Raw genomic sequence first — 13935 nt, 5'->3', positions numbered from 1 at the left:
ATTTGGTGCTGTTTTAGACAATTTTTGCTTTGAATGCTCTCTAGATAATTAATTATGTGCGGTATATTAGGGTGTCTCAAGAAAACTGGGGGCAAGAATAGCAATTCACAGCTTAATACTGCTTTGCTGAGGCATCGTGGTCCGGATGATCAGGGCGTTTGGCAAGATAGCTTTGTAGAACTTGGCCATACTCGTCTTTCTATTCTAGATCTTAGCCCATTAGGACATCAACCTATGATGTCCCATAGTGAGCGTTTTTGTATTACCTTTAATGGCGAAATTTATAACTACTTAGAAATTCGACAAGAATTAGAGCTTAAAGAGTATCGCTTTAAGAGTAGTAGTGACACTGAGATATTGTTAGCAGCCTTTGAGGAATGGGGACATCAGTGCCTAGCCAAACTCAGAGGTATGTTTGCTTTTGCTATTTGGGATAGGCAGGCTCAATCCCTATTTCTAGCTAGAGATCGGTTTGGCGAAAAACCTCTATTTTATTGGCATGACGATCAAACTTTCTATTTTGCCTCTGAGCTAAAAGGTCTGCTTCCTCTGCTTCCTGAGCAACCTGAGCTTAATCCAGCAGCAATAGACCTTTATTTCCATTACCAATACGTCCCTGAACCTATTACGCCACTCAAAAATGTCTATAAGTTGCCTGCCGCTCACACTCTCACTGTTACACCAAAAGACTGGATCATTGCTCCGACCTGCTACTGGTCCTTAGAAGACATTCCGCCTGTAGAAGGGAATCCCTCCCAATTGATTCGTGAACAACTAGAAACCTCCATTAACCTGACCCTTAGGTCAGACGTACCCATTGGTTTGGCGTTAAGCGGTGGTATAGACTCTAGCGCCATTGCCGCTTTGGCCGCCCGTAACTATCGCGATACGCTCCAAGCTTTCTCTATTGGCTATGAGGGACGACCGGAGTACGACGAGCGGAGTCAGGCTCAATCTCTTGCCCAATCACTCGACTTACCGTTCCATGAAATCGAGCTATCTACGCAGGGGCTAGTAGATTTTTTCCCAGAGCTAGTTGCTGCTGTTGATGAACCTATTGCTGATATTGCGGTTTATGGGCACTACTCAGTAATGAAATTAGCCCATAGTCAAGGTATCAAAGTTATGCTTAGTGGGCTGGGCGGTGATGAGCTCTTTTGGGGCTATCCTTGGGTCACCCATGCTGCCAAAATTAATCAGCTCATCTACTTTTTGTCGCAACAGCCTGCCTGGGGTATGCAGGGGCTACGACAACTGCAAAAACTTGTGCAGCACCCTCTTTATCAGCGGTTGGGGTATAGCTCCAAGGTGCCAAGTTCAGTTCAATCTTACGTGCAACCTAGCCTGTCTTTTAGTCGAGCAAACCTGTCTGACTCAAGTCAAACTGTTTTTTACGAACTTACTCCCGAATTTACTGAAGCTCTCAACTACCGCGAACGCTTATATCCTTCAACCACACAAAACTTGCCAGAAAACAATCCCTATTGCCCTTTCCAAACTAAACTAGATCAACGCTTAGATATTCCTAATCAGATTTGCCAGGCGCTGTATCAAACTTGGCTTGTATCAAACTGTCTATCACTGGGTGATAGGGTCAGTATGGCCTGCTCTGTAGAGACTCGTCTGCCCTTGCTAGATAAAGGTCTAGCCGAGGTGGTTATTGGATTGCGTAAAACTCAGCCTGATCACCATCTGCCCCCCAAGGCGTGGTTCAAGACTACGATCGCCGATATTTTGCCCGATGAGGTAATGAACCGCCCTAAAAGAGGTTTTCAGCCGCCCACTCAAGTTTGGATGACAGCTATCATTAACCATTATCTCGAAGCATTACAGAATGGATACCTGGTATCGTCTAGTGTTTTGGATGGTGGAATGATTAAAGTCATGGTGAATGAATTTCGAGAAACTGGGAAACATATATTTATGCTTTATAAAGCTGTCGTTCTAGAAATTTGGTATCGGCAGATTGTTGCGAGCGTTAGTTTGAAATCTAATTTAGTTAGCTAGGCTCTTGTCTTTCTTGACATCAATCACTGACTCTATGTCGCTATCTACTCCAGTAGTTTTTATTATCTTTCGCCGCCCTGATGTAACGGCGAAAGTGTTTGAGCAAATTCGTTTGGCTCAACCCAAAAAACTATTTATTGTTGCTGATGGCCCCAGAAACGAAGCAGAGATCTTGCTTTGCGAAAAGACGAGAGCCATCACTGAAAGCATTGATTGGCCTTGCGAAGTCATACGCGACTATTCTAAACAGAACTTGGGTTGTCGCAAACGAGTTGTTTCTGGCCTGAGTAGTGCTTTTGAATCTATCGACTCTGCAATCATCTTGGAAGATGACTGCTTGCCGAATAAAGACTTTTTCACCTTCTGCCAAATGTTGCTGAACCATTACCAAAACGATGAGCGGGTTTGGATGATTAGTGGCAATAATTTTCAAAATGGTAAGACCAGGGGAGACGGCAGTTACTACTTTTCACGATATCCTCACTGCTGGGGATGGGCTACCTGGAAACGGGCTTGGAAAAATTATCAAGATAATATTGTGAAATGGCCAGAGTTTCGAGATTCTGGATTACTGGAGTCGGTATTTGAAAACCCGAAAGAAATTAATTATTGGATCAATGTATTTGACAATCTGCTCTCTAAAGGAAAGCCTGATAGCTGGGCATATCGTTGGGCTTATGCCTGTTGGTCAAATAGTGGATTAACTATATTGCCTAACCAAAATCTTGTAACAAACCTGGGCTTTGGCCAAGAATCTACCAACACCACTGATTATAGTAAGCTCCTTGCTTATCTTCCTACTGGGGTAGCAGAGGTTATCCATCATCCCAGTTTTGTCGTCAGACATGCTGAAGCCGATGCTTACACAGCTAAGACTGTGTTTTTGCCTTCATCTACTAACCCAAACATCGTCAAACTAAAAAAGATGATTAAAACAATACTCAAAAAACTCAAGTTTTACTTTAGAAAAGACAACCTCTTTAACGAAAATAAAGGACTCTAGAAATGCCAACTCAAGATTGGTTGAAGAAAGAATTTGGGTACGGATATGACAGTGGAAATGTCCTGTCTATTTTTCCCAGTTCTGTTAGGCGGAAGGAAGAGCGTGCAATTGGTGGTTCCTATCGGAAAGTTTTTAGGCAAGGCCTCTTACCGTTTTTGAAGCCTAATTCTAAGATTCTTGAGATTGGACCTGGAAGAGGATCCTGGTCAAAAGCAATCTTGCAACATATTCCCCAGGGAGAACTACACGTAGTTGACTTTCAGAATGTCGAAAGTTGGCTGCAACCGTCCCGTTATCCTGGGCGGTTATATTGTCACCAAATAGAAGATAGTTCTGCCTACGATAGAATCTTTGATGATGATTATTTTGATGTTTGCTGGTCTTTCGGGGTTCTCTGCCACAATAACTTGGATAAGATTGAAGATGTTTTAACTCAAACAATCCCTAAAGTCAAAGAAAATGGGTATGCTATTCATCATTATGGAGATTGGGAAAAATTAGAGAATTATGGATGGGAAAAAGGCGGAGTTCCGCTTGAGTTTAGAGATAAACAGGATGATGAGATATGGTGGCCAAGAAACGCTCAGTCTCAGATGACTGCTGCTGCTCAACGGGCCGGCTGGAAGGTTATCAATGCTGATTTGGGGCTAGTTCAGCGAGATTCAATCGCTGTCTTACAGCGTTGTAACTGAGTATTTTCTACTGATCACATTTTGTTGACTGGTGTTTATAGACATAACTCGTTAGCCAATCCAGTGGACAAGCTAATCTTAAACATTGATTATGAGTCTCAAGTCATACTTTGAAAGATCTTTAAGGCTGCTTGGCAATCCAAAAAGGGTTAAGCAGAAAATTGATCTGTGGAAAATTTCCCAAGTGCCCAGATATACTATTTTCCAAACCAACATCTTGGAACATCCTGTTAAAGGGATCGATTCTGCATCATTTGATTTCATGTATGACGAGATATTTGACAAGGAAATCTATCGCTTTGTCTGTGATACCGAATCGCCTTTAGTGATCGACTGTGGCTCTAATATTGGTCTCAGCATTATATATTTTAAGAAGCTATTTCCACGCTGTAGAGTAATGGCTTTTGAGCCAGACAAAAAAGTATTTGAAATTCTAGAGTTTAACGTCTCTAGCTTTGGGTTTTCTAACGTTGAAATCTTTGATAAAGCCGTTTGGAATTCTGAAACGACTTTAGAATTCATGTCTGAAGGGGCCGATGGTGGTCGAGTAGTGGCTACGGAAGATCAGAGCTACTCAAAATATTCAGTCAACACTATTAGACTGAGGGACTATCTAAAAGAGCCAGTCGACTTCCTTAAAATTGATATTGAAGGAGCTGAAACAGAAGTCATTCAAGACTGTGAAGATCTTCTTCCAAATATAAGAAACTTATTTATTGAGTATCATTCTTTTGTGGATCGCCCTCAAACTCTCCACACACTAACTACTATATTGTTTGAATCTGGCTTTAGAGTTCATATCCATCCCCCAATTATTTCACCCCATCCATTTGTTAGCCGAAATGTACATATGGGAATGGATATGCAGCTAAATATCTTTGCTTTTAGAGATAATTATGAGATGTCTTAATCTCGGTTGTGGCACGCGTTTTCGCCCCGATTGGGTCAACCTCGATTCGATCGCTCATAGCTCAGGCATCATCAAACATGATTTGCAAAAGGGCATTCCCTTTGATGACGACTCCTTTGATGTGGTCTATCACTCCCATGTCTTAGAACACTTTCCCAGGGCCGCAGGCTACCAGTTTATGCAGGAGTGCTACCGCGTGCTGCGTCCCCAGGGAACTGTGCGCGTTGTCGTACCCGATCTTGAGCAAATTACCCGTGCCTATTTAACCACGCTAGAAAAGTGCTTGGCAGGTGACCCTATCTGGCGAGTCAACTACCCCTGGATGCTCCTAGAACTGCTTGATCAGGCTACTCGCAATCATACGGGGGGCGACATGCTTCACTATTTTAGCCAGCCCAACATTCCCAACCTCGACTTTATCGTTGGGCGCATTGGGAGCGAAGCCAAATATATTGCCGAAATGGCTCAGGCTCAGCGGCAGTCATCCGATGCCCGACTCCAAGGCCTTAGCTGGAAAGCTCTAATTCGCCATCGCCTATGGCAACTGCGAGAATTTTTGTATCGGCTCGTGCTACGTTCTGACTATGCTGCCCTACAAGTGGGAAGATTGCGCCTCAGTGGCGAAATTCACTACTGTATGTACGATCGCTACTCTCTCCACCAGCTTCTCAGCGACTGCGGCTTTACTGACATTGCGGTCTGCGGGGCGGCTCAAAGCCAAATTCCCAACTGGGCCGCGCTGCGCCTCGACACCGAACCTGACGGCAGCGTTTATAAACCCGACTCACTCTTTATGGAAGCTCAAAAACGCTAGTTCAAAGGCGCGATCGCTCGGTTTTTCCCACTCAAAACTCCTTAGAAGGGCCATGGATATGTTACTTCGGAAACTCGCCCAATATGAAAGCCCTGCAAATTAACTTTAGCGACTATAGCGGTGGGGGCGGTGGGGCCATTGCTATGTATCGATTGTGCCAGGGATTAGCACAGCTTAGCGTCGACTGCAAAATTATTAGCAAAGCTAAAATACTAAGCTCAGATCAGTCTGCTCTAATGCCTCGATTCAGGCTGTTAGAAGGGGGCATTAAAGCAATTACGAAACCCTTGGGATTCAATGATATCCATGCGATCGGCACGTTCTGGTTGAGGCAGCATCCCTTTTTTCAGGCTGCGGATATTCTGAATTTACATGTTATCCACAGCGATTACTTTAACTATCTAGCTCTTCCAGCGCTAACCACCACCCGGCCTGCTGTCTTTACGCTGCACGATATGTGGGCCTTTACCGGGCACTGCGCCTACAGCTACGACTGCTCACGCTGGCAATCGGGCTGCGGCAGTTGCCCCTATCCTGAAAGCTACCCTAGTATTCAGCGCGATCGCACCCGCTTAGAATGGCGGCTGAAACGATGGGTATATGGCAGGACTAATTTGGCGATCGCGGCCCCCTCTCGCTGGCTTGTGGACCAGGCCCAAAAAAGTATTCTCAACGGCCATGACATTTTGCACATTCCCAACGGCCTGGATGTGCAGACCTACGCACCTATTGACAAAACGCTGGCTCGGCAAGCTTTGGGCCTGCCGCTTGACCAGCTGATCGTGATGAGCTGCGCTGAGAGCCTGCGCGATCGCCGCAAGGGCATGGACCTTTTAGTCAATAGCCTGAACCAGCTCCCCGCTAGCCTCAGGGCTAATACTATGTTGCTGTTGATGGGGAATGGTTCCGAGGCGGTAGAGGCTGTGGTGCAGGTGCCCACTGTGTCCTTAGGGTTTGTGACTAGCGATCGAATGAAGGCCTTAGCCTACTCCGCCGCTGATGTGTTTTTATTCCCTACTCGCGCCGACAATTTGCCTATTGTGCTGCAAGAGAGCATGGCCTGTGGCACCCCAATGGTGTCTTTTGATGTGGGCGGGGTGCCCGATCTAGTCCGTCCTGGTATTACGGGGCTTTTGGCGCCAGCTGAGCAAGCTGACGAATTTGTCGCCCAGGTTGTGTCAATGTTGTCGAATGAAGGCATGCGTCAGCAATTTGCCGTTAACTGTCGTGAAATTGCCGTAAAAGACTATGCCATAGAGCATCAGGCTAAGCGCTATAAAGCTCTCTACGAAACGATGGTTAATCGAAATAAGCAAACTCTATGACAGCATCACCTGAGCATCTTAAAATTACTGTAGTTACGCCTTCCTTCAATCAGGCTGATTTTTTGGCGGCTACTTTGGCAAGTGTTTTAACGCAGAGCTACCCTAATTTTGAGTATCGCGTCATCGACGGTGGGTCAACGGACGGTACGGCGCAGATCTTGCAAGATTACAGTGCCAAACTGGCTTTTTGGTGTAGCGAGCCCGATAGCGGCCAGTACGATGCCATCAACAAGGGCTTTCAGCACAGCACAGGCGACATCATGGCCTGGATTAACTCTGACGATATGTATGTTTCCTGGGCTTTTCAGGTGGCCAACGAAATTTTTAGCACCCTGCCCGAAGTCGAGTGGTTAACCACCCTCTGCCCCATAGTTTGGAGCACTACCGGAGCGGCTACCTACTGTGCCCAGCGCGGCGGCTATACCCGCCAGGGCTTTTTTAGGGGCGAAAATATTCCCCACAACCGCTGGTATGCGCTTGGGGCCATTCAGCAGGAATCTGTCTTTTGGCGGCGTTCTCTATGGGAAAAAGCGGGGGCCTACCTGGATACCGCCTATCCTCTGGCGGCTGACTTTGAGCTGTGGGCCAGGTTCTTTCAGTACGCAGACCTCTATACCGTGTCAGTTCCTCTGGGTGGTTTTCGATTCCACGGCAACCAGCGATCGGTGACCCAGGCTGAGCAATATATTGCCGAGGCTTACCAGGTAATAGAAGCCTATGGCGGGCGACCCATGGGCAAAATACAGGGAATAGTGACTAAACTTGCCAAAGATTACCTGCTCTTGCCCTACGCCGTGCGAAGACAGGCGACAAAATGGGGGCTTAAAGCCACCCATAAACACTGCGCCTATAACCCCGCTACCCAACGCTGGTGGATTAGCGACCTATGACCCCGTCCTCTTCGATTTACATCCTTATCCCCGTTCACAACCGCAGGGCTACCACCCTCACCTGTCTGGATGCGCTCCACCGCAATGGCGATATGGAGCAGTACCGCGTTGTGGTTATTGACGATGGTTCTACCGACGGCACGGCTGAAGCAATTCGATCGACTTATCCGGCAGTAACCGTTTTGTCAGGGGACGGCACCCTGTGGTGGACAGGGGCAATAAAACAAGGAATGCAGTACGCCTACGCCAAAGGTGCAAGCCATTTCGTTTGGCTAAATGACGATACGCTGCCTGCCGAGGGTGCTATTTCCCTACTAATAGCGGCTTGCTACAAAGATGCTCAAAAAATTGTGGCTGCTCAATGCTACAGCCCAACCAACTACAAAATACCTACCTATAGCGGGCAAGTAAAACGGTTTTTATCGCTTCAGCTGTTATTTGTACCAGAAGGTAAGGAAAAAAGCTGCGATTGTATGAGCGGCAATCTTGTCTGCTTACCCCGCTCGGTTGTTGATCAAATCGACTATCCGCCCAGTCATAAATTGCCGCAATGCCTGGCAGATGTTGTTTACACCTGGGAGGCTAAAAAGGCTGGGTACAGCCTAAAAGTCTTAGGCGATGCCAAAGCACTTTGCGAGTTTAACTCCCTAGAGCAAAACTGGTCTTCCAGTCCGATGCCCATTTGGCACCAATGGCAGCGATTGACAACACCAAAGTCTAACCTATATCCACCGGCCTATTGGCACTACTGCATCAGCTTCTACGGGCTTTTAGCGCCTCTTGCCTTTACTTCGATCTATTTTAAACTGCTTCTATTCACCCTTGCCCGCTGGCTTTTGCCAATCAGCCACCTTAAAAAGCTCAAGGATTTAAAAAATCAGTGGGTCAATCCATCTTAAGCATATTTCTAACAGCCCGAAAACTTCTAAAACCCACTCTAAAAATCGATGCTCTCTGCCGAAATTGATGTTGCATTTGACTGCTCCCTTTTGGGAATGGGGTACGTAAATCCCAAGGCGAGAACAGGTATCTTTCGCGCTGTTCAGCAAACGCTGTTATCCTTACTTGAGCAATCAGTATTGCGACTGCATTTGACCGGGTTGAACAATGAGCCAAGCCTTTGGAATCAAGCCAGCGCCAAACTTTATCTGCAAGAACAGCAGGTCGATTTAGATCGGGCAGAGTTAGCTTTGGATTCTGCCTGGGACAGCTATCTTAAATATCCCATTTTGGCGCAAAAGGCCCTTTTAGAGAAGTTCCGGCTTTTCGAGGTTTTTCGTAAGGCCGTTGTGGCAGTGCAGCTTCCCGTTGATAGAGCAGCCAGCTTCTCAGATCGGCATCTGTCGAATCTTGAGGGCTATCAAGTTTATCATTCACCTTATTTTCCCCTGCCTGCAAAATTAAAAGAATCAAAAATTCCCAGAATTCTAACTATGTATGATTTAACTCCTATTCTCTACCCCAACTTATGCTCAAAAAGAACTCTCCAGCAGTTTTGTCGCATTCTTGAAAGCATTGATATTGACCGAGACTGGATTGTTTGTATCTCGGAGGCAACTAAGCAAGACTTCTGTGATTATACGGGTATGAACCCAAGCCGGGTTTTTACCGCTCCACTGGCTGCATCTGGCCGATTTCGACCGATTTCTGCTTCAGAGGAAACCCACAAGACGTTGCGCTATTATGGCCTTGCTGATTCTCCGTACCTGCTGAGCCTGGCCACTCTAGAACCTCGAAAAAACTTGGAATTCTTAGTTCGATGCTTTCTAAACCTGATTCAAGAGAACCCATCGACAGACCTTAAATTGGTTCTGGTCGGTGTTAGCGGCTGGAAAAATGAGGGTATTTTTCGGGAGGTTCAAACCTGCTCTGACTTGGCCGATCGCGTCATATTTACGGGTTTTTTGCCCGATCGCGACCTGAGTACTATTTATAGTGGAGCATTAGCATTTGCCTACCCCTCGCTGTACGAAGGATTTGGTCTTCCCCCGCTAGAGGCTATGCAGTGCGGTACCCCTGTCATTACCTCCAACAAAAGCTCGTTGCCAGAAGTTGTTGGCGACGCGGGCATTATGGTCAACCCTGCTGATGAGGATGCAATGTGTCAAGCCATCTTAGATTTGGTCAGTAGCAGTACGCTGAGGCGATCGCTTTCCCAGAAAGGTTTAGCAAGAGCCAAGCAGTTTAGCTGGACTCGCTGCGCTAGAGAGACCGTTAAGGTCTACGAAACGGCAATTAGTAGCCAAGACCGTTCATGAACCTACTCTATACACTCACCGCCTATCCCCCCTACATCGGCGGTGCCCAGCTCCATCAGCACCTTTTGGCTCAGCAGCTTCAGGCCACTCACCCCATTCAGGTGGCCACCTTTTGGAACCACAACCGCACCGACTGGCTGCTGGGCACCACCCTCAAGGCCCACAATCAGCCCTACAATTACACCGTTGATGGCGTTTCTGTGCATCGCCTGGGGCTGAGCCGGGCTGCGAAGCTGCGGATGCTGCCCTGGCTGCCTCTGTACTATCCCTGGATGGCTAAGGCTCTGCCCCCGATTGCCCAGGAAATTACCAAACCCATGGCCGCCCTGGCCCAAACCAGCGACCTGGTTCACAACGTTCGCATTGGTCGCGAGGGGCTGACCTACGCCTCGCACCAGGTGGCGCGGCGGCGCGACATTCCCTTTGTGCTAACCCCCGTGCACCACCCTCGCTGGGTGGGCTGGCGCTACCGCGAATATCTCAAGCTCTACCGGCAGGCCGACGCTGTGATCGCCCTGACCCAGGCCGAGGCTGAGATTCTAGAAGGCCTTGGCGTTGCCCCCGATCGCATTCATGTCACCGGGCATGGCCCCGTATTGTCCCCCCAGGCCGATCCGACGTCATTTCGCCTGGCCCACGGGCTAGAGGGGCCAGTGGTGCTATTTTTGGGCCAGCACTATGCTTACAAGGGCTATCGCCAGGTGCTCGAAGCGACCGCTGCCGTATGGGCACTGCACCCCGATGCGCAGTTTGTCTTCATTGGGCCAGCGGTCAAAGGCTCTGAATCTGCGTTTGCTGAATTGGCCGATCGCCGCATTCATCGGCTGGGGGCGGTCTCTTTGCAGGAAAAAACCAGTGCCCTGTCCGCCTGCGATGTGCTCTGCGTGCCTTCGAGCCAGGAGAGCTTTGGCGGCGTCTACACCGAGGCCTGGAGCTTTAAAAAGCCGGTGATTGGCTGCAATATTCCGGCGGTAGCGGAGGTGGTCAGCGATGGACAGGACGGGTTTTTGGTGGCGCAGACGGCACCGCAGATTGCCGATCGCATCAACGTTCTGTTGAGCAATCCGCTGCGGGGCGCTGCCCTGGGTGAGGCGGGCTACCGCAAGGTGCAGCAGCGCTATAGCTGGCCAAGTTTGGGCCACAAAACACTGTCGGTGTATCGATCGCTGATCGGTTAGCTTTACCTAAGCTTTATGTAACATTTGGAACTTTACGTACATCAACGGGGGTCTACTAACTCGAATCATTTGTTGATGGATTGAACACCAATGAAAAACCGCAACGGAGCATTTGGTCTATTAGGTGCAGCGGCCATTAGCACGCTGGCGCTACCTGCTTTTGCCGATATGGCCAGTGAGCAAATTGGCACACAGTCGGCCACTATTAACGGCAGCAATAATCAGGTGATTCAGGTTGTCAATCAGGTTAATATTAGCCATCCCGGCCTGGGTATTGGCCTGGGCAATAACGATCGCCGGGGTGCGGTGCAGGGCACTGTGCAGGACAGCTCCCAAAGCGTTTCTGTGGGCGGCAACGGCAACAGCGTTTACCAGGAATCCAATCAAATCAATCAGCAGCAGACGGCTGGCCGACCGGGGCCTGGTCACGGCAACAGCGGCCGTCACAGCGGCGAAGACGACGATAAAAAGGGCCGAGGCCACGGCCATGGCCACGAGCGCGATCGCGATCGCCACGGTGACGATTGATCAAGGCTGGGCCAGCGGTTTTGACTGTCCTGTAAAGGCAGATTTTTAGCTTCGTACCAGAGCTTTTTGGCCAGGCGAACATTAATAAATCTATCGCTGAGAGCCATTTCGATCTGATTTTCTGGTAGTAGATTTATTCGCAAAAGCGAAGATTTGCTGTCTCAAGTTCCTCCTGAGGTTGTTCTTAATTCCCAAATGCTCTAGGCTTTTGGGAATTTTTTTATCGGCCAAATCTAGAGCAAAAAATATTTTGGATTTGGGAACCTCTGCGTAGAAACACGGGTCATAGGGTATATAAATCGGACGAGTTGAATAATTCTAAAAAGGGTTCAATTATTCCTTTTTAAGCCTGTTCTATGAGGCCGATTTTGTAGTTCACGCATTTACACAATTACGTTGTTGAGGACGTTTCAATGTTGAAGCACATCTCTACTCTGGGTCTACTGGGTATTGCCGCTCTGGGTTTTATGGCCATGCCCGCCAGCGCAGATACCGCTGTGGTACAGCAGGGCACCCAAGACCTGTATATCCAAGGGGACGGCAACGCCGCCGTGCAGAGCAGCCAGCAAATTAACCGCGTATACCGCGATCGCCAGTCGGGTCGGCGGGTTGAAAGCACTGGCGTGGTGCAGGACATTTACCAGGGTGGCACCGTGGCTGGCGACGACAACGCCGTTTACCAGGAGAGCAGCCAGGTCAACGTGATTCACGATCGCGTTCGTCCCGAAAACCGGGGCCATGCCCACGGCCGGGGCGCGCACATCAACCAGCGCTAGCATCGGCGGGGCGTCAGCGCGATCTGGCGCCCCGTTTCTGAGTTTCCTGCCACTGCAAGGAGAGCACCATGACCATTTCCACCGTGGGGCTGGGCCTGGCTGGGGCGATCGCCCTGGCCGCCCTGGCTACCCCAACCCTCGCCAACCCGGTGTCGATCAACACCGACCGGGTGCAGGTGCAGGTGGGCAACAACGGACAGGTTTACATCCGCACCCTGGTCGATCGCCCCCTGACGCTGCCCCGAGCAACATCGATCGCCCCTCAGTTTGACTCGCCGCTGCCGCTGCGGGTGGCTGACTTTGTGCCGGGCTGCACGGCGCGATCGCTGGTTTCCCACGCCACCCGTTCCACCGCCGGGGGCGATGTGATCTACAGCGAAAATCGCAGCACCACTCGGGTCTGTCAATAGCCCTGACGCTGCGCTCTGGTTGATTTAACTCGGGTCCATTTATTTTGCTGTAACTATGATCAAACCTCAGTACCTCGGTCTGGGGCTACTCCAGGCTGGAGCTTTGGCGGCTCTTGCCCTGGGGTCTTTTGCCCCTCGGGCTTCAGCCCAGTGTGTGGTCGCCGATGTGGCCATTCAGGCGGCGATTCACGGCGGCGACCAGCCCGCCGAACAGGTTAACGATGTGGCCATTGACGCCGACGGCCCCTGCGTGGGCAATACCAGCGTTAGCACTAGCCGCCAAATTCAGGTGGGGGGCACTGGCGAGGTGCACCAGATTCGCCAGAGTCACCACCAAATTCGCGGCTCTGGCTCCTCTGGAACGACCGCTGGGGCGACCCCCAGGACCGTCTCTGGGCCTACCGTAGCGGTGCCTGTAAATGTGCAGGTGGATGTCTACAACCCCGCCGATCGCCTGCGGCGGTAGCATCGGGTGACATTGGTTGGGGGAGGGAACCTATGGGGCAGCGGCGGTGTCCTTGTAGCCTGACTGGGTCGGGTGGCGGCGGCGGCAGGCCCAAGGTCTGGCCGTGCTAACCTGGCCGAGCGTCTGCTCTTGTGGCTGGCCCCGGTGCGGCCTTCCCCTTTTCCTGGAGATGTCATTGTCATGCAACATCCGTCGATGCTTGGAATTGCTCTATTGATTTTGGTGGCGGTTACCACGGTGGTGGGGCCTTCTTCAGCCGATGGTAAGGCCTCCTTTGAGGGCACCTATCAGGCGCTCAGCGCCATTTTGTCTAAGGTCAGCGCCAAAGATGTCATGGACTCGTACCAGCGGCAGACCAACACGATTAGCCTCGATCCGGCCAACTTAGATCAGCCCCATCTGCTGTCGGTAAGCGTGCCCTCTGGGGCCACCCTGCAGGGCTACATCGAGATCGATGGCCACACCCGAGTGCCCCTGAGCAACACGTCAAAAGTTATCGATGTCACCCCCTACCTGAGCGAGTCGATTACCCGCATCACTATTGTGGGCAGCTATTCGCCCGCCTCGGGGTCGGTGGCGATCGCCTTCAACGGCCCCGATACGGTGGTGCAGCAGCAGACCGGCGGCACCGGGCGGATCAACTATCAGCTCAATTTGCTGGTGCAGTAGGGGCTGAAA

General features: G+C 49.9%; 15 protein-coding genes. All 15 read left to right on the top strand.

The annotated features are described in order from the left end of the window. Positions 1 to 54: 54 nt before the first annotated feature. The 15 genes from asnB to LEPTO7104_RS36565 all read left to right on the top strand — a co-directional run bounded on the left by asnB (position 55) and on the right by LEPTO7104_RS36565 (position 13926). Positions 55 to 2007, top strand: coding sequence for an asparagine synthase (glutamine-hydrolyzing) (gene asnB, locus LEPTO7104_RS0101775; RefSeq protein WP_071527165.1), 1953 nt, complete (start codon positions 55 to 57; stop codon positions 2005 to 2007). Positions 2008 to 2041: 34 nt separating this feature from the next. Further along, complete coding sequence (locus LEPTO7104_RS0101770) at positions 2042 to 3010, top strand: glycosyltransferase family protein (RefSeq protein ID WP_017296824.1); 969 nt, start codon at positions 2042 to 2044, stop codon at positions 3008 to 3010. Positions 3011 to 3012: 2 nt separating this feature from the next. After that, on the top strand, positions 3013 to 3702 hold the full coding sequence (locus LEPTO7104_RS0101765) for a class I SAM-dependent methyltransferase (protein ID WP_026072283.1): 690 nt from the start codon (positions 3013 to 3015) through the stop codon (positions 3700 to 3702). 91 nt (positions 3703 to 3793) lie between these two features. Then, positions 3794 to 4612 (top strand): FkbM family methyltransferase, encoded by an 819-nt coding sequence (locus LEPTO7104_RS0101760; RefSeq protein ID WP_017296823.1) that lies wholly within the window; start codon positions 3794 to 3796, stop codon positions 4610 to 4612. Beyond that, on the top strand, positions 4599 to 5426 hold the full coding sequence (locus tag LEPTO7104_RS0101755) for a class I SAM-dependent methyltransferase (protein WP_026072282.1): 828 nt from the start codon (positions 4599 to 4601) through the stop codon (positions 5424 to 5426). Before LEPTO7104_RS0101760 ends, LEPTO7104_RS0101755 begins: the two co-directional genes overlap by 14 nt. Positions 5427 to 5509: 83 nt before the next feature. After that, positions 5510 to 6751 carry a glycosyltransferase gene (locus LEPTO7104_RS0101750; protein WP_017296821.1) on the top strand — a complete coding sequence of 414 codons (1242 nt, stop codon included), beginning with the start codon at positions 5510 to 5512 and terminating at the stop codon, positions 6749 to 6751. Between the two features lie 74 nt (positions 6752 to 6825). Continuing rightward, positions 6826 to 7641, top strand: a complete 816-nt coding sequence (locus LEPTO7104_RS32365) for a glycosyltransferase family 2 protein (RefSeq protein ID WP_422879812.1) — start codon at positions 6826 to 6828, stop codon at positions 7639 to 7641. Further along, the gene (locus LEPTO7104_RS0101740) at positions 7638 to 8540 is read left to right on the top strand and encodes a glycosyltransferase family 2 protein (RefSeq protein WP_017296819.1); all 903 of its coding nucleotides are present in this window, start codon (positions 7638 to 7640) and stop codon (positions 8538 to 8540) included. The genes LEPTO7104_RS32365 and LEPTO7104_RS0101740 overlap by 4 nt, the downstream gene beginning before the upstream one ends. A 48-nt stretch (positions 8541 to 8588) precedes the next feature. Then, positions 8589 to 9899 carry a glycosyltransferase family 4 protein gene (locus tag LEPTO7104_RS0101735; RefSeq protein WP_017296818.1) on the top strand — a complete coding sequence of 437 codons (1311 nt, stop codon included), beginning with the start codon at positions 8589 to 8591 and terminating at the stop codon, positions 9897 to 9899. Continuing rightward, positions 9896 to 11077, top strand: a complete 1182-nt coding sequence (locus tag LEPTO7104_RS0101730; RefSeq protein WP_017296817.1) for a glycosyltransferase family 4 protein — start codon at positions 9896 to 9898, stop codon at positions 11075 to 11077. Before LEPTO7104_RS0101735 ends, LEPTO7104_RS0101730 begins: the two co-directional genes overlap by 4 nt. A 90-nt stretch (positions 11078 to 11167) precedes the next feature. After that, positions 11168 to 11605, top strand: coding sequence for a hypothetical protein (locus tag LEPTO7104_RS36570; protein WP_017296816.1), 438 nt, complete (start codon positions 11168 to 11170; stop codon positions 11603 to 11605). Positions 11606 to 12018: 413 nt separating this feature from the next. Then, complete coding sequence (locus LEPTO7104_RS32355; protein WP_017296815.1) at positions 12019 to 12381, top strand: hypothetical protein; 363 nt, start codon at positions 12019 to 12021, stop codon at positions 12379 to 12381. A 68-nt stretch (positions 12382 to 12449) separates the two neighbouring features. Next, positions 12450 to 12791, top strand: coding sequence for a hypothetical protein (locus tag LEPTO7104_RS0101715; protein WP_017296814.1), 342 nt, complete (start codon positions 12450 to 12452; stop codon positions 12789 to 12791). Positions 12792 to 12846: 55 nt separating this feature from the next. Beyond that, the gene (locus LEPTO7104_RS0101710) at positions 12847 to 13257 is read left to right on the top strand and encodes a hypothetical protein (protein ID WP_017296813.1); all 411 of its coding nucleotides are present in this window, start codon (positions 12847 to 12849) and stop codon (positions 13255 to 13257) included. A 180-nt stretch (positions 13258 to 13437) separates the two neighbouring features. After that, positions 13438 to 13926: a hypothetical protein gene (locus LEPTO7104_RS36565; protein WP_155523477.1), complete on the top strand. Its 489-nt coding sequence runs from the start codon at positions 13438 to 13440 to the stop codon at positions 13924 to 13926. Positions 13927 to 13935: the final 9 nt, after the last annotated feature.

Source organism: Nodosilinea nodulosa PCC 7104, from assembly GCF_000309385.1.
In the GTDB taxonomy this organism is placed as follows: Bacteria; Cyanobacteriota; Cyanobacteriia; order Phormidesmidales; family Phormidesmidaceae; genus Nodosilinea; species Nodosilinea nodulosa.
The sequence above is the reverse complement of the archived record's forward strand: the minus strand, read 5'-3'. Positions and strand labels throughout refer to the sequence as shown.